The sequence below is a fragment of the Porticoccus sp. genome (assembly GCF_965660005.1).
Classification (GTDB): Bacteria; Pseudomonadota; Gammaproteobacteria; order Pseudomonadales; family Porticoccaceae; genus Porticoccus.
In genome coordinates, this window is record NZ_CBFHYF010000012.1 from 1 (window position 1) to 17,215 (window position 17,215).

Below are 17,215 nucleotides of genomic sequence, written 5' to 3' on the forward strand. Positions count from 1 at the left end.
GGGTTGGACAAGCGTCAGGAAGGCAACGTGTTGATGGTTGCCCCCGCGGCTGAAATTGCAGAACGGGAACGGCTCCAGGTTGAAGCCAACAAACAACTTCAGGAATTGGCGCCCCTCAGGACTGAGTTCATCCGTGTGAAATACGCTGATGCGAAAGAGCTGTATGAACTGTTTAATGTTCGCAGAGGTGGCAGTGGTGGTTCAAGCGGTCGCACAAGTACAGACAGTATTCTGTCCGAACGGGGTACTGCGATTGTCGATAATCGCACCAATACGATAATCCTCACTGACACAGAAGACAAAATTCTTGAGTTCAAGCAGCTGATTGATCAAATTGATATTCCGGTAAGGCAGGTGCTCATCGAAGCGAGGATAGTCATTGCCAACCGCGATTTCAGAAAAGAGATCGGCGTGCGGATGGGCCTGCAAGGCGTGCGCAACCCGGGGGATTCGCAGTTCGGTTTCTCGGGTTCACTGGAAGGTTTTGATGGCGATGTAAATCCGATCAATGCTTTTGATGGTAACGTGGGTACAGGTTCTATTCTGGTGAACGAAGCGGCTTTGGGGGTGGATCTGGGCGTGACCAATCCCAATGGCAGTTTTGCTCTGGAACTCTTGACCGATAATACATTCATCGATCTCGAACTCAGTGCACTGGAAAACGAAGGTGCAGGTGAAATTGTCTCTCAGCCCAAGGTGCTGACCGGCGACAAGCAACAGGCTTCCATCAAAACCGGTACTGAAATTCCCTATCAGAATGCCACGTCCAGTGGCGCTACCTCCACCCAGTTCAAGGAAGCTGTACTGCTGCTTGAGGTGACGCCACAGATTACACCGGATGGCCGTATCGTCATGGATATCAATGTGGCACAGGATTCTGTCGGTGATCTCCTGCCCACCGGAGAGCCTGTCATTGATATCACCCAGGTTAAGACCAAAGCTATCGTCGGCGATGGCCAGACACTGGTGCTTGGTGGGCTGTTTCAGATGCAGACTGTCAACAACGTAGAAAAAATACCGTTGCTCGGCGATCTCCCCTATCTGGGTCGCTTGTTCCGTCATGATATTGATGATATTCAGAAGCGTGAGATTCTGATCTTTATCACGCCAAAAATACTGAATGAAGCTCTGCTTGATTAATGTCAAAACCCAACAACATCTTTCTTGTCGGCCCTATGGGGGCCGGCAAGACCACCATCGGCCGACTCCTTTCAAAAACGCTAAAACTTCAATTTATTGACCTCGATACCGAAATAGAGAAACGTTGCGGTGCAGATATTCCCTGGATATTCGATGTCGAGGGCGAGGACGGTTTCCGGAAACGGGAAAGCCAGTTGCTGGATGAAATTACAGCAACTACAGACATTCTCCTTGCCACAGGGGGCGGGGCTGTGCTCAATCAGCAGAATAGACGTCTTTTGCAGCAGAGGGGCTATGTCGTTTATCTGACGGCCTCGGTAGACCAGTTGCTGGAGAGGACAGCACACGACCGCAATCGGCCACTGCTTCAGGTAGATGATCCCACCGCGGTCATAGAGTCACTACTGCGCGAGCGCGATCCTCTCTATCGTGAAATAGCTGATTTGGTGGTTGCTACTGAGCAGAAAAAGCCACAACTTGTCGCCGATGAAATCGCACGGATTATTCGCCAGCCAAACAGCTGATGTGATAAATTCTATCCCCATTTTTATTGCCAGAGAGTAGCACATCGTGGATGCGGCCAATCAGCTGATTGTCGAACTGGGTGACCGGAGTTATCCAATACATATTGGTCAAGGATTGCTCCAGGTGAACGGAGTGTTCGCTCCCTATATCAGGGGCAATCAGGTGTTAGTCGTCACCAATGAAACCATTGCCCCTCTGTACCTTAACCTGATTGAAAAAAACTTGTCCCGGTACCAGGTTGATACGCTGATTCTACCCGACGGTGAGCGATACAAAACGCTGCATTATCTCAATAAAATTTATGATCGGCTGCTGGAAAAAAAACATAACCGGAGTACGACGCTGATTGCCCTAGGTGGGGGCGTTGTTGGCGATATGACAGGTTTCGCGGCCGCCACCTATCAGCGTGGTGTAAATTTTATTCAGGTGCCCACCACACTGCTCGCGCAGGTAGATTCTTCTGTTGGGGGAAAAACAGCAGTCAATCATCCGATGGGCAAAAATATGATTGGCGCATTTTATCAACCTCAATGTGTGATTGCCGATACAGCTACCTTGAAAACGTTGCCTGCAAGAGAACTCTATGCAGGCCTCGCTGAAGTCATCAAATACGGCTTGATAGCTGACGAAAATTTTTTCTACTGGCTTGAAACCAGTATCGATCAGTTGATGAATATGTGCCCTGATTCACTGGCTACAGCCATCATGCGCTCCTGCGAAAACAAGGCGCGGATTGTCAGCCAGGATGAGAGAGAGACTGGTATTCGAGCAATACTGAATCTTGGGCATACATTCGGGCATGCCATTGAGACGGCGCAGTCTTATTCAGACTGGCTGCACGGTGAAGCGATCGCTGCGGGAATGGTGATGGCGGCAGAGCTATCCAAATTACTTGGTTGGTTGTCGCCTGATGACGTCCTGCGTGTCCGTGAACTGCTTGCCAAGTGCCAGTTGCCATTATGGGCCCCGCATACGATGCGTTCTGATACATTTCTCGAGTTGATGGCGGTTGACAAGAAAGTCATGGATGGGACCCTTCGACTGGTGCTGCTTAAATCTATTGGTCAGGCGACTGTCACCTCGGATTTTGATCATCAGTTACTGGGGAAGTTGCTGAAAAACAGGTTGTGACAGAAAATGCACTCCTGTTTGTTCGCTTAAGCCTCCGACCCTGAAAGACATGTCATTCATCAGAAATTTGTGGCGCCCGCAAGGGGCGTGTAAAATGTGCATCCTTTTGCCTTCGCAAGCTCTGCTGGGCTTTTGTGGAGCTGCAACCAACTGTTTTTATTGTATTTTACCTAGAGTTATATTATGTCCACTGGCCTCTACCGGTTAGATGAGTTCAAAGATAACTGTGGCTTTGGTTTGATTGCCCATACCAAGGGGCATGCCAGTCACCGTATTCTCGAAACCGCCATCGAGTCATTAACCTGCATGACCCACCGCGGCGGGATTGCCGCAGATGGCAAGACGGGTGATGGTTGTGGCCTGCTGATACAAAAGCCCGATCGTTTCATGCGGCAGCTTGCCCATGAGCTTTTTTCTGTGGAGTTGCCAGAGATCTACGCGATTGGTGCGATCATGCTCAGCCAGGATGCATCCCTCCGTGAAAAGGCCAAAACTGTTGTTTCTGAAGCGCTGCTTGGCGAGGGTTTATCAGTGGTCGGTTGGCGCGACGTGCCTACCGACAATGCCTGCCTCGGTGATATTGCATTACAAACACTTCCCGTTTTCGAGCAGGTCTTTGTTACCGCCGGTGAGCTGAGCGAGCAGCAGCTCAATGCGGCGCTTTACATGGCAACCCGGAGAGCTGAAAAAAACCTGGTTGAGGACGAGGCGTTTTATATCGCAAGCCTTTCCGCCAACGTCATCAGTTACAAAGGCTTGATGATGCCAGTGGATCTGCCAAAATTTTATCCGGATCTGGCAAATCCTCTGCTCGAGACAGCGATTTGCGTATTTCACCAGCGGTTTTCCACTAATACCATGCCCCGCTGGCCCCTGGCGCAGCCTTTTAGAATGCTGGCCCATAATGGAGAAATTAATACCATTACCGGCAATAGAAACTGGTCTGTAGCTCGCACGCCGAAATTTGAAACTGCCTTACTGCCGAAACTCCCCGAAGTTAGCCCGCTGGTCAATCGTACCGGCTCGGATTCTTCCAGTCTGGATAACATGCTTGAGGTGTTAGTGGCCGGTGGTATGGATCTGCATAAGGCGATCAGGTTACTGGTGCCACCCGCTTGGAACAATACGCAGGATTTCGGTCCGAATGAGAGGGCTTACTTCGAGTATGTTTCCATGCACATGGAGCCATGGGATGGTCCGGCTGGTCTGGTAATCACCGATGGTCGTTATGCCGTTTGTACGCTCGACAGAAATGGCTTGCGCCCATCGCGGTGGGTATTGACAGACGATGATGTCATCACGGTTGCATCCGAAGTGGGCGTTTACAGTTACAGCCCGGAAAGCGTGGTTGCCAAAGGCAAGCTTGGTCCTGGCGATATCCTTTCAATTGACACATTGACCGGCGCGATCATTAATTCAGAGGAGGTTGATCGCCAATTGGCCTCTGGAAATCCCTATCAAAAGTGGTTGAGGGATGGCAGTGTCAAGGTTATGTCGACGATGGATCAGGATTCCATCGAAGTGGAAGGCGCGCTGACACGCGAAGAAATTTATAAGTACATGAAAATGTTTCTTGCCTCTCGCGAGGAGCGTGATCAGGTGCTCAGGCCGATGGCGGAAGGCGGCCAGGAAGCAGTGGGTTCCATGGGTGATGATACGCCGATGGCTGTGTTGTCGAGTAAAAATCGCACCCTTTACGATTATTTTCGGCAACAGTTCGCCCAAGTAACCAATCCGCCGATCGATCCTTTGCGCGAATCACTGGTGATGTCTCTACAGACCCACCTCGGTCGCGAGCACTGTCTGTTTACAGAAACCGAGGAGCATGGCCATCGGGTAAATCTTAACAGTCCAGTACTGTCGCCACGCAAATATTACGCGCTCAAGAATATTAATATCGCGGACTACCCGGTTCAAAAATTCGGGATTAATTACGATCCCGAACAAACCGATTTGAAACAGGCAATCAAGCACCTGTGTCATGAGGTTGAGACGGCGGTTCGCTCGGGTATCGGCTGCTGTATTCTGTCTGACTCTGACATTGTTCCCGGCCAGTTGCCCATGCCTATGTTGATGGCAGTGGGTGCCGTCCATCATCATTTGATTGCGGTGGGGGAGCGCTGCAACGCAAATATCATCGCCAGTACGGCCTCTGCACGGGATGCTCATCAGATTGCTGCATTAATTGGCTATGGGGCTTCAGCGGTCTACCCCTACCTGAGTTACCATATTCTGTGCGATCTGGTGCAAACCGGTGAATTGCTCAGTGACCTCGATGTTGCCTTTAAGAATTATCGCAAGGCGATTAACAAGGGCCTGCTGAAGATACTCTCCAAAATGGGTATCTCCACGATTGCATCCTACCGGGGCTCTCAGCTGTTCGAGATTGTAGGTCTGTCATCTGACGTCGTTGATCTTTGCTTCACTGATACACCGAGCCGTATTCAGGGTGCCGGGTTCGAAGACCTTCAACTGGATCAGCAGCTGTTGGCCCGGGAAGCATGGAGTGATCGTAAGCCTGTTAATCCTGGCGGGCTCCTGAAATATGTTCATGGTCAGGAATATCACGCCTTCAATCCCGATGTCGTGCAGGCGTTGCATCGCTCGGTGCAAAATAATGATTATGATGCGTGGCATGATTATGCCGCGTTGGTTAACCAGCGTCCGATAGCGACGTTGCGTGATTTGCTGAAGTTGCGTGACGATATCGTGCCTGTATCGATAGCAGATGTTGAACCGATCGAAAAAATCATTAAGCGTTTTGATTCGGCGGGTATGTCGCTGGGTGCACTGTCACCTGAGGCCCATGAAGCCCTTGCTGAGGCCATGAATACACTGGGTGGGCGCTCGAACTCCGGTGAAGGCGGTGAGGATCCTGTTCGTTTTGGCACCAACAAGGTGTCCAAAATCAAACAGGTAGCTTCGGGTCGATTTGGTGTGACACCGCATTACTTGTCCAGTGCAGAAGTCATTCAGATCAAGATTGCCCAGGGTGCTAAGCCCGGTGAGGGTGGCCAATTGCCGGGCGGCAAGGTCAATGAATTAATCGCCAGACTGCGCTACTCGGTCCCCGGTGTGACACTGATTTCACCGCCACCTCATCATGATATTTATTCCATCGAAGATCTGGCTCAGCTGATTTTTGATCTGAAACAGGTTAATCCAACCGCCTTGATATCGGTGAAACTGGTATCCAGGCCAGGTGTGGGAACGATTGCTGCGGGTGTAGCAAAAGCCTATGCAGATCTTATTACCATTTCCGGGTATGACGGTGGCACGGCAGCCAGTCCCTTGACCTCAATCCGCTACGCCGGCTCTCCGTGGGAGCTCGGCCTGTCAGAGACTCATCAGATGTTGCGAGCCAACGACCTGAGGAGCAAGGTGCGCGTGCAAACAGATGGCGGTTTGAAAACCGGACTCGATGTTGTCAAAGCGGCCATTCTGGGTGCTGAAAGCTTTGGTTTCGGTACAGCCCCGATGATCGCACTGGGTTGCAAGTATCTGCGAATCTGTCATCTCAATAATTGTGCAACGGGTGTTGCCACTCAGGACAAGACACTCCGTGAGCAGTATTACCTCGGTACTGTGGAAATGGCGCGCAATTTTTTCCGTTTCATGGCCGAAGAAACCCGGGAGTGGATGTCACGTCTGGGGGTCAGGAGTCTTGAGGAGCTGGTGGGGCGGGTGGATTTACTGGAAGTATTACCCGGCGTGACGGAAAAACAGAAGAAACTTGATCTGTCGGCGATCATCTATACCGATGCGTTGTTGGAAAGCAAACCGCAAACCTGTCAGGTGGCAAGAAATATACCTTTCGACAAGGGGTATCTGGCAGAGCGGATGGTGGAAGATATCCTCCCTGCAATCGAGGCAAAGTCAGGCGGAGAGTACCGCTACTCCGTCAGTAACTGCGATCGTTCTATCGGGGCTCGCCTGTCCGGAGAGATTGCCAAACGCCACGGCAACCATGGAATGGCAGATGCGCCGGTTAAGCTGTATTTGCAGGGCGTCGCTGGCCAGTCGTTGGGCGTCTGGAACGCAGGTGGGCTGGATATTTATTTGCGGGGTGATGCTAACGACTACGTCGGCAAGGGAATGGCCGGTGGGAAAATTGTTGTTGCGCCCCCGGAAGTCAGCAAATTCTCTTCCAATCAAGCGCCGATTATTGGTAATACCTGCCTCTACGGCGCCACGGGTGGCATGCTGTACGCCGCCGGTCGTGCGGGTGAACGCTTTGCTGTGCGAAATTCGGGTTGTATCACCGTGGTTGAGGGTGCTGGACACCATTGCTGTGAGTATATGACCGGTGGTGTCGTGGTGGTGCTCGGTAATACCGGCCCGAACTTCGGGGCAGGTATGACGGGTGGTTTTGCCTATGTGCTGGATGAGGAGCGAACTTTTGTCGATCGCTATAATATGGAGTTGGTGGATATCCAGCGGATTACCAGTGAGGCTACGGAAGCCTATCGTCACAATCTGGAAAGTCTGATCAAGGAATTCGTGGCGGAAACCGGTAGTGCTTGGGGGCAGCAAATTCTCGACAATTTTGAATACTTTCTCAGTAAATTCTGGCTGATAAAGCCCAAGGCAGCGAGCCTGCAAAGCTTGCTCGAGCACACTCGTGCCGCACCCCAATAAGGCTGTTGTTGAGTAAAGGTTTTCACTTATGACACAAAGATTGAACAACAATTTCCAGTTTGTGCAGGTAGGTAGAGAAGAGCCCGGAAAAAAGGGACTGCTCAGTCGCACCCGGGCATTTGTCGAAATATACGAGCCGTTTGAACAGAAGCAGGCCGCCACCCAGGCCCATCGCTGCCTGGATTGCGGGAACCCCTATTGTGAGTGGAAGTGCCCAGTTCACAATTATATCCCTAACTGGCTCAAGTTGCTGTCTGACGGCAACATCCTTGAAGCTGCAGAGCTCTGCCATCAGACCAATACACTCCCCGAGGTTTGTGGACGCGTCTGTCCTCAGGACAGGCTTTGCGAAGGTGCCTGCACCCTGAATGACGACTTTGGCGCTGTGACCATCGGCAGCGCCGAGAAATACATTACCGACACCGCCTTTGCCATGGGCTGGCGTCCGGATATGTCTAAAGTGACCTGGACTGACAAGCGGGTAGCTATCATCGGCGCCGGGCCAGCGGGTCTTGGTTGCGCCGATATTCTGGTACGTGGCGGCGTACGACCCGTAGTGTTTGACCGTTACCCTGAAATTGGTGGCCTGCTGACTTTTGGTATACCGGAGTTCAAGCTTGAGAAGTCGGTGATGCAAAATCGCCGTGTCATTCTTGAAGATATGGGTGTTGAATTCAGACTCAACACCAACGTTGGTGTCGATGTGACGATTGATCAGTTGCTGGAGGAATACGATGCCATTTTTCTCGGTATGGGCACCTATAAATACATGAAAGGTGGTTTTCCGGGAGAGGATTTGCCCGGCGTATACGATGCCCTCCCTTTCCTGGTGGCGAACGTCAATCGTAATATGGGCTGGGAAAAGGATCCTGACGACTTCATTAGTGTTGCCGGCCAGAGAGTAGTGGTTCTGGGTGGTGGTGACACAGCCATGGACTGCAATAGAACGTCTATTCGCCAGGGGGCGGCCTCAGTTGTCTGTGCCTATCGGCGAGATCAACAGAATATGCCGGGTTCCCGTCGTGAAGTGAATAATGCCCAGGAAGAGGGTGTGCAATTCCTCTTTAATCGGCAACCGGTCGAAATTATCGGCAATGGCCGTGTTGAAGGCGTTAAAGTGGTTACCACTGAACTGGGCGAGCCAGATGAGCAAGGTCGCCGTCGACCTAAATCCGTTGCGGGTAGCGAAGAAATCCTGCCTGCTGATGTGGTGCTGATTGCGTTTGGTTTTCAGCCTGACCCCGCACCTTGGCTTGAAAATAATAATGTTCAGCTTAATGACTGGCAGGGCGTTATCGCACCCGAAGACCAGTGCTTTAAATTTCAGACCAGCAATCCAAAGATTTTTGCCGGTGGTGATATGGTGCGTGGCTCTGACCTGGTAGTGACAGCAATTTGGGAAGGGCGTCAGGCAGGTGAGGGTATTCTCGATTACCTGCAAGTTTGACCACAAGGCTCCTATCCCATGGCATTACTAAAAAATGATCGCTTTCTTCGGGCTCTGTTGCGTCAGCCTGTTGACATGACCCCGGTATGGATGATGCGTCAGGCAGGCCGCTATTTGCCGGAATATCGCCAGACCCGCTCCGCAGCCGGAGATTTCATGGCGCTCTGTACCAATCCTGAGCTTGCCTGTGAGGTGACGCTTCAGCCACTTGAGCGGTATCCACTGGATGCAGCAATCCTTTTCTCTGATATTCTCACCATCCCCGATGCCATGGGGCTTGGTCTCTATTTTGAGGCCGGAGAGGGGCCGCGTTTCAGAAAGCCAATCAGGACAGAGGCGGATATTGCCGCTCTTGAGGTGATTGACCCTGGCCATGATCTCCCGTATGTGCTGGATGCAGTATCGACGATTCGACGTGAACTCAATGGCCGGGTGCCTTTGATCGGATTTTCCGGAAGTCCATGGACGTTGGCCACCTACATGATTGAGGGCGGGAGCAGTCGCGATTTTGCCCGAAGTAAAACGATGCTCTATGACCAGCCTCAGCTGCTTCATCAATTGCTTGAAAAGTTGGCGCAGTCGGTGATTGCCTACCTCAATGCGCAGATTGCGGCGGGAGCTCAGGCGGTACAGATTTTTGATACCTGGGGTGGCGCACTTTCCCATTTCGCCTATCAGGAGTTTTCGCTCAATTACATGACTAAAATCGTCGCCAATCTGACCCGTGAAAGCGAGGGTCGCGAGGTGCCGGTAATCCTTTTTACCAAAGGTGGAGGTCAGTGGCTCGAGGCCATAGCGGACTCCGGTTGCCACGCAGTTGGCCTGGACTGGACCACTCATATTGGTCACGCCCGTGATCGTATAGGAAACAAAGTGGCACTCCAGGGAAATATGGATCCAGCCATACTTCGCGCTTCACCGGAAAGAATTCGCCAGGAAGTTGCCGCCATTCTCAAGCAATTTGGCAACGGAGATGGTCATATATTCAATCTTGGGCATGGCATCACCCCGGATGTCAGCCCTGAAATGGCGGGTGTTTTTGTTGATGCAGTTCACAGTTATTCCGTGAATTATCACAAAAAATCCTAAGTAAAATAACCAGTTATCTCCAGATTAGACCGACTGAGCATTCCCGGTTGCTATTGCCTGAGATCATCATATTCTTGGTGATGAGAGTCTATCCTTTTTGAACATGTGAACATTGAGTAACACTTAATTTATTTAACACGGGCGTGCATCGTTATGAGCATTAAACAGATCAAGATAAGTGTTGAAGACATCACTATGGGGATGTATGTTTCATGTCTTGACCGTCCGTGGAGCCAGACACCCTTTCCTATCCAGGGCCTCCTTGTTAAAAGTCCCAAGGAAATCAGCTCCCTGCGCAACTATTGTGACTATGTGTATATTGATGTGACTAAAGGCTTAAGTCCTATCGAAGGAACGGCTACCTTCAATCAGTCGAAGAGTGCTGGGCGAAAAGTGTCATCCGGTTTTGTTTCAAAAGGCCTGGGTTCGGCCGCCGATGTCACAGAGGTATCACCCATTGAAGTCAAGCGTGGTGTCTATCGTCAGCAGGTCTCTCTTGCCAGTGAAGTTGAACATGCGGAAAAAGCATTGTTGCAATTGCGTGGCCAATTTACCCTGGCGGCAAAGCAAATCGTCAAAGGTCGTGAATTTGATTATCAGGGCTTGAAAGATTCTGTAGCCGATATGGTCAACAGCGTTGTCAGGTGCCCTGATGCCTTTACCTGGTTGCTGCGGCTTCGTCTCAAGGACCAGCACAGCCATGATCACAGCATGCGTTCCGCGTTGTGGGCAGTACAATTTGCCCGTTTTGTGGGTATGCCCAAAGATCAGATGTCGGTGCTATGCCTCGGGACCCTGTTGAAGGATATCGGCAAAATCAAACTGCCAAACGCATTGCTTCGCAAAAAAAAACGTACACCGGAAGAAGTCGCTGAATATCAAAAATTTGTCGAATATGGCGTTGAAATGTTACGCAGTAGTAATGTTGAGCCACGGGTTGTATCTGTAGTGCGTTTTCACTGCGAACGACATGATGGGACTGGGTTTCCCGAGGGATTGCGCGGCGGAAAAATTCCTCTGCTGGCCAGAATTGCCGGCATCGCGACGACCTATGATGCCATTTCCAATCCTCGTGAAGCCGAGGAGCCGGTAGCGCCATCCAGGGCCGTCAGTCTGCTCTACAATCTGCGGGATAAAAAGTTTCAGGACGATCTGGTGGTACAGTTTATCCAGTCGATCGGCCTCTACCCCACCGGTACTCTGGTGGAGTTGACCACAGGAGATGTCGGTATTGTTGTGGAGCAACATGCAGAGTCCCGTTTAACACCGAAGGTTGCCGTGTTGGATCAGCAAAAAGCACAGGCTTCAGGTGCCTATATTCTGGTTGACCTTAAAGATGAGGATCTATCGCGGAGAATTCTGGAGAAAAGCGGCCGGTCAAAAGCCAAATCCGTTTCCAAACTGGCTATTGCGAGAGATCTTGATTTGTCGGGTTACGATGTGGATATCGCCGCAGTCAGCAGCATTTTTATGAAGAGTGCCCAAATGGTCCTGGAGACGGCCGTTTCTGATAGCGTTGGGGATGAAACGCCGGTTCGTCAGGGTGGATTTTATGCCAATATTCGGGATCGGTTTCGTCTCTGATAGATCGTGGGATTGTATTTGGGTCGGCTCAGTGCTGGCCCATTTTTTTTCCCACAAGAATCGTGGTTGCCGGGATGCAGTCGTCTTCCCAAGTCACAGAATTTTCTTCAAACAATAAAATAACAGTTGAGCCAAATTTGAATCGGCCCATTTCCTCCCCTTTTTTGAGAGTCCACTGGCCTTCAGCAAACTGCGCTGTGTTCATTTTTGCCGGGGTATAGTTCCCCCACACAGTTTCTATGCCTGCTACCAGCATGGCCCCCACCATTACAACAGCGCAGCGTCCTATTTCTGTATTAAAAAAACTCACCAGTCGTTCATTTTTGGCAAAAAGACCATCGATATGGCTTGTTGTCGTTGTATTGACAGAAAATAGTTTTCCAGGGATGTATCGGCAGTAATCCAGTGTTCCGCTAACAGGCATATGTACTCGGTGGTAGTCTCTTGGAGACAGGTAAACAGTTGCAAAATGCCCATTCATGAAATCGGTGCTTTGCTCGCCCAGTAACTCGTCCACTGAAAAGTGTTTACCTTTGGCTTGAAAAATATCTCCCTGAGTGATTTTTCCCAGCTGACTGATGGTGCCATCAGCTGGCGAGACAACGCTTCCCGGGGTGGTATCAATTGGCCGCGATCCGGATTTTAGTGAGCGGGTGAAAAATGCATTGAAACTGGCGTAGTCATTTTCGGAGCTATAAGCCGCTTCCGCCATATTGACGCTATAAGTTTTAATAAAATGTCGGATAAGCAGGTTTTTTGTCCGGGGGTTTGTGCTTTCGGCCAGTTTTGACAGAAGCCGGGACACCTGATGATGGGGAACCAGCCGTTGCAGGGCAACAAACCACTCGGCAAGGAAATCATTCACCGACCTTGCTCCACCGGTGTGTCAGGTCGATTTCCCCATTCCCACCAAGAGCCGTCATAGGCGCGAATGTCACTGAAACCCAGCAGGCGACCTATGAGGTAGGTAAAGCCGGAGCGGTGGTGTGACTGGCAGTGGGTGATGGTGGGTTTATCAGGAGAAATGCCTATTGTCGCCAGGTAGTCCAGCGCATCTTCCCGGATTCGCATATTGCGTTCGCGATCCATCAGGCTGGTCCACTCGCAATGAATCGCGCCGGGAATATGGCCGCCTTTTTCGGCCATTATCTTTTCCCCCGTATATTCCTCCATACTGCGTGCATCCCAGATTTGTACGTCATCAGTATTCAGAGCCATGATTTGCTCGGCACTGATAATGGCAGCCCGATCAATGGTGGCCTCGAATTCGACCACATTGGGCGGAGGAGTTTCATTCGTGGTGGGGAAACCTTCCGCGTACCAGGCAATGAGCCCGCCGTTGAGGTACGACCAGTTTTGATGACCAATAACATCCAGAGTCCAGATCAACCGGCCCGCCCAGCCACCACCCTCATCATCGTACACCACAACATGCTTATCGGGCGTCAGGCCGATTCGGCTAAACAACGCATTCAATTGCTGTGGGGAGGGCAATTTGTTGGGCCATGGCTGGCCGCCATTCATCAGTTCTTTGGTCGACACATGAACAGCCCCGGGGATGTGTTTTCGGCTGTAAATTTCATCCTTGCAAACATCAATCAGCAGAATATCCGGTTGGTCAAGCAGTTCGATCAGTGACTCAGGTTCCAATAACTTGGCTATCTCAGGCATATTCACCCCCATTTCAGCGAGGCGCGATTGTAACATCAAAAACGTATGAATCCTTAATTGTCAGGTTGATTCGAGACTCTGCAGGATGTGCTGATAGCTGCTAAAACGGGCTTTACTAATCTTGCCTGAATCGATGGCTTGGCGGAGGGCGCAACCGGGTTCCCCCTGATGTCGACAATCGCGGAATTTACAGTGACCAAGAAAAGCCCTGAATTCCACAAATCCCTCTGCGATGGCATCTGGCTCCAGATGCCAAAGTCCAAACTCACGAATACCCGGGGAATCAATCACCTCGCCGCCACTGGGTAGATGGAACAGTTGTGCGGTAGTGGTGGTATGTGTGCCTTTTACGGCATCCGATAGTGCCCCCACAGCGGCTTCCGCATCCGGGACGATCCTGTTCAGCAATGAAGATTTTCCCACGCCCGATTGCCCGACAAAGACACTGGTGCGGGTGCTCAAATAGTCTGTCAGTTTATCAATACCTTCTCCGGTATAGGCCGATACCAGCAGGCAGTAATACCCCAGCTTTCTGTAATCATTCATCAGACTGAGCAGCGTTTCGTGCTGATCCCCGGCAATAAGATCGCTTTTGTTCAGAATCAGAAAGGGTTGAATACGCTGGTGTTCAGCTGCGACCAGATAACGATCAATCAGGTTGGCATGTGGCTCCGGAAAGGGGGCAATGACAACAGCAATACAATCGACATTGGCCGCAACCGGTCGCAGTTTACCGCGGTTGTCGGGTCGGCAAAGTTCTGAGCTGCGCGGATGAATCGCCACCACCACGCCATTGGATTCTCCATCCTGCCAAGTGACTCTGTCTCCGGTGACAATAGAGGGCAGGTTGGCACGCAAATAGCAGCGGCGCACTTCATCTCTGTGCTCATCGGACTCCACTAACACCCGCTTGCCATAACACGCAGTAATTCTGCCGGTTTGTTCGGAGTCAAGGCCCCCCGAAGTTGTTTGGCTCTCCGAAAGATCTGCCCTGTCAGTAGATGATTGGGCTCGACGCTGGTTTTCCAGTATTCGGCGGCTTTGTTGTTTGGTTAAATGACGCTTGGACAATACGTCTCCTTTTCTTGCGCGAAGAGCCGTGGTGATTGGCTGGCTTAGTTGCCCCGGAGGATATAGCATATGTTCAACTGGGGACAGGCACCAGAGATGATTGATTTTCAGGAAATTTACCAGTCACTGGCGGGTTTTATCCCGTTGCTGGGAACATTGGCTGTCGTGATTTCGGGACTGTGGTTCGCCAATTGGCTACTGTTGCGACGCACGGGATTGTCCACTGAGTCCAGGCTTCCCGGCCAGGTAACCATGTTGGCACTGACGGCGCTTGCACTGGTAGTTATTATTCTGGTCTTGCCCGTGAGCGAATCCACCCGTGGTGATCTGCTAAGCCTGCTGGGGCTGCTGTTGTCTGTAGTGGTGGCGATTTCTTCGACAACCTTTGTTGCCAATGCCATGGCCGGTTTGATGCTCAGGGCGGTGAAAAGCTTTCATCACGGCGACTTTATTCGCGCCGGTGAGCATTTTGGCCGGGTTACTGAACGGGGTTTGTTTCACACCGAAATACAGTCTGAAGACCGTGATCTGATTACCCTGCCTAACCTGTTTCTGGCGGCTAACCCGGTTATTGTCATACGCTCTTCCGGCACCATTATTTCCTGTGATCTGTCGCTGGGCTACGATGTCCCCCATTATAAAATTGAGCCTCTGCTCAAGGAAGCTGCCTTGGCAGCAGAGCTGGAGGAACCATTTCTGCAGATTCTCGCTCTTGGTGACTTTTCCGTCAGTTATCGTATTTCCGGTTACTACGAAGAGGTAAAGCATCTGCTGACAATGCGCAGCAGGTTGCGTCGCGAGGTATTGGATAAACTCCACGGCGCCGATATCGAGATTGTGTCCCCGGCGTTCATGAATCAGCGTCAGTTCAATAATGGCGAAAGATTTATGGCACCCGCCAGGCAGGCTGTTTCCGTAGAACCATCGGAGACGGCACCGGAAGCCATTATTTTTGACAAGGCCGATCGCGCAGAGAAGATCGGCACCCTGGAGCATGAAATTGAGGAGACAACAGAAAAAATCAAAGTACTGAAAGGTCAGCTTCAGGGATCGGATGATTCGGAAGCGAACCAGCTCAATGCCGAAATCAGCCGTAGCGAGGAGCGTCTTGCTAATCTTGAAAATATAATCCGCATAGCAAAAGAAAAACCTCATGAATGATACGACGATAGCCAGACACCCCCTCAACTTGATCTGGATAGATCTGGAAATGACGGGGCTTGATACCGATACAGACGCGATTATCGAGATCGCCACACTCGTCACCGACAAGGACCTGAATGTTCTGGCAGAGGGCCCGGTGATGGCCATTCATCAACCGGAAGCCATACTGGCGGGGATGGATGAATGGAATACACGTCAGCATGGCCAGTCGGGTTTGACAGGGCGGGTGCGCAACAGTACAGCGACGCTGGCAGAGGCGGAGCAGACGACCATTGCCTTTTTGAAGCAGTTTGTGGATGAGCGGCAATCACCGATGTGTGGCAACTCTATCTGTCAGGACCGCCGTTTTCTGGCGAGACAGATGCCGTTGCTGGAGGCCTTTTTCCACTATCGCAATCTGGATGTCAGCAGTGTGAAGGAAATTATCAGACGCTGGCGGCCGGAGTTGATGAAAGGTTTCAGTAAACAGAGCTCACATCTGGCCATGGCGGACATCAAGGACTCCATTGCCGAGCTGGCCTACTACCGGGATGTTTTTTTTATTATGGAATCGGAAACGAAATAACAAATATTCCTGTCGCGTGGAATGTTCTGATTTTCATCCAGAAACACACCTCATGTATTGACGGTGTTAGTGATCTTTCGTTTGCGTCTTTTCTGTTTCTGATGTTGTCCCAAAGCCCACTCCACATGCTCTCTCACCAGTGCAGAGGCATGTGACGCACGGCTTTGCAGGGCGCTGACCACTTTGTCCGAGGTGGGTGCGTTGCCGAGGCCAACGGCCAGGTTCCTGAGCCAGCCCTGATAACCCACTCGCCGTATGGGTGATCCTTCGGTCTTCTTGAGAAACTCCTGTTCACTCCATAAAAACAGCTCGGCGAGTTCACTGTTGTCCAGATTGTGTCGGGGGGTGAAATCTTTTTCGTCACTCAATGACGCCGCTTTGTTCCAGGGACAGACGGCCTGACAGTCATCACAGCCGAATACCCGGTTGCCCATCGGTTCGCGAAATTCCTCCGGAATGCTGCCCTTTTGCTCTATGGTGAGATAGGAGATACAGCGTCGCGCATCCAGTACATAGGGCGCCGGAAATGCGTTGGTCGGACAGACTTTCAGGCAGGCCTGGCAGTCCCCGCATTGATCTGTCTCGCTGGATTGATCCACCGGTAATGGTAGGCTGGTATAGATTTCTCCAAGAAAAAACCAGGAGCCGGCCTGGCTGTTGATTACCAGAGTGTGTTTGCCCATCCAACCCAGCCCGGCTTTCACGGCGAGGGGTTTCTCCATGACAGGGGCGCTGTCGACAAAGGGGCGTTGTACCACGGTTCCCGGCACGGCGTTCTCGATTTCTTTGCTGAGCGTTGTCAGCCGATTGCGGATCAGTTTGTGATAGTCCCGGCCCAGCGCGTATCGGGAGATGTAGGCTTTGCTCTCATCTTTCAGCGTCGCGATCATATTGCTGTTATCTGTCAGATAGTCCATTCTGACCGTGATCACACAAAGTGTGCCGGGAAGTAATTGTTCCGGATGGTAGCGCTTCTCACCGTGCTCACTCATCCAGCGCATCTCTCCCTGGTGACCCGCCGCCAGCCAGTCATTCAGCCGGCGTCCAGTTTCTGACAAACCCGTGTCGGTGATCGCCACTTGCTGAAAACCCAGCTTCCTGCCCCAGTCTTTTATGTCCAGGGCAAGTTGTGTGTAATCGATCTCGGTTGTTTCGCTGTACATAGTCGAACGGCCGTGGTCAGTTGACGT

At 51.4% G+C, this 17,215-nt stretch carries 13 protein-coding genes; 9 read left to right on the plus strand and 4 right to left on the minus strand.

All coding sequences use genetic code 11. From position 1 onward, the window contains the following. The 7 genes from ACTF5G_RS04465 to ACTF5G_RS04495 all read left to right on the plus strand — a co-directional run. A partial coding sequence (locus ACTF5G_RS04465; RefSeq protein WP_438951617.1) for a type IV pilus secretin PilQ occupies positions 1-1,140 on the plus strand: 1,140 nt, incomplete at its 5' end. Then, positions 1,140-1,664, plus strand: coding sequence for a shikimate kinase AroK (gene aroK, locus ACTF5G_RS04470; protein WP_438951618.1), 525 nt, complete (start codon positions 1,140-1,142; stop codon positions 1,662-1,664). The genes ACTF5G_RS04465 and aroK, both read left to right, overlap by 1 nt. 43 nt (positions 1,665-1,707) lie before the next feature. Continuing rightward, positions 1,708-2,796, plus strand: a complete 1,089-nt coding sequence (aroB, locus tag ACTF5G_RS04475; protein WP_438951661.1) for a 3-dehydroquinate synthase — start codon at positions 1,708-1,710, stop codon at positions 2,794-2,796. A gap of 183 nt (positions 2,797-2,979) precedes the next feature. After that, on the plus strand, positions 2,980-7,434 hold the full coding sequence (gltB, locus tag ACTF5G_RS04480) for a glutamate synthase large subunit (protein ID WP_438951619.1): 4,455 nt from the start codon (positions 2,980-2,982) through the stop codon (positions 7,432-7,434). A 28-nt stretch (positions 7,435-7,462) separates the two neighbouring features. Next, complete coding sequence (locus ACTF5G_RS04485) at positions 7,463-8,881, plus strand: FAD-dependent oxidoreductase (RefSeq protein WP_438951620.1); 1,419 nt, start codon at positions 7,463-7,465, stop codon at positions 8,879-8,881. An 18-nt stretch (positions 8,882-8,899) separates the two neighbouring features. Beyond that, complete coding sequence (gene hemE / locus ACTF5G_RS04490) at positions 8,900-9,970, plus strand: uroporphyrinogen decarboxylase (RefSeq protein WP_438951621.1); 1,071 nt, start codon at positions 8,900-8,902, stop codon at positions 9,968-9,970. 153 nt (positions 9,971-10,123) lie between these two features. Next, a complete protein-coding gene (locus tag ACTF5G_RS04495; RefSeq protein WP_438951622.1) occupies positions 10,124-11,554 on the plus strand; it encodes an HD-GYP domain-containing protein in 1,431 nt (476 codons plus the stop codon). A 28-nt stretch (positions 11,555-11,582) separates the two neighbouring features. Here the strand turns inward: ACTF5G_RS04495 and asd are convergent, their stop codons facing one another. The 3 genes from asd to rsgA are packed head-to-tail and all read right to left on the minus strand — an operon-like array spanning position 11,583 to position 14,296. After that, positions 11,583-12,419 (minus strand): archaetidylserine decarboxylase, encoded by an 837-nt coding sequence (gene asd, locus ACTF5G_RS04500; protein WP_438951623.1) that lies wholly within the window; start codon positions 12,417-12,419, stop codon positions 11,583-11,585. Beyond that, entirely contained in the window at positions 12,416-13,261 is an 846-nt protein-coding gene (locus ACTF5G_RS04505; protein ID WP_438951624.1) for a sulfurtransferase, read from the minus strand. The genes asd and ACTF5G_RS04505 overlap by 4 nt, the downstream gene beginning before the upstream one ends. A 24-nt stretch (positions 13,262-13,285) precedes the next feature. After that, the gene (rsgA, locus tag ACTF5G_RS04510) at positions 13,286-14,296 is read right to left on the minus strand and encodes a small ribosomal subunit biogenesis GTPase RsgA (RefSeq protein ID WP_438951625.1); all 1,011 of its coding nucleotides are present in this window, start codon (positions 14,294-14,296) and stop codon (positions 13,286-13,288) included. A gap of 69 nt (positions 14,297-14,365) precedes the next feature. On the opposite strand from rsgA, the gene ACTF5G_RS04515 reads away from it, so the two are divergent. Further along, complete coding sequence (locus ACTF5G_RS04515) at positions 14,366-15,457, plus strand: mechanosensitive ion channel domain-containing protein (RefSeq protein ID WP_438951626.1); 1,092 nt, start codon at positions 14,366-14,368, stop codon at positions 15,455-15,457. Continuing rightward, a complete protein-coding gene (orn, locus tag ACTF5G_RS04520; protein ID WP_438951627.1) occupies positions 15,450-16,025 on the plus strand; it encodes an oligoribonuclease in 576 nt (191 codons plus the stop codon). Before ACTF5G_RS04515 ends, orn begins: the two co-directional genes overlap by 8 nt. A gap of 50 nt (positions 16,026-16,075) precedes the next feature. On the opposite strand, the gene queG is transcribed toward orn, so the two are convergent. Continuing rightward, positions 16,076-17,188, minus strand: a complete 1,113-nt coding sequence (gene queG, locus ACTF5G_RS04525; RefSeq protein ID WP_438951628.1) for a tRNA epoxyqueuosine(34) reductase QueG — start codon at positions 17,186-17,188, stop codon at positions 16,076-16,078. Positions 17,189-17,215 lie beyond the last annotated feature (27 nt).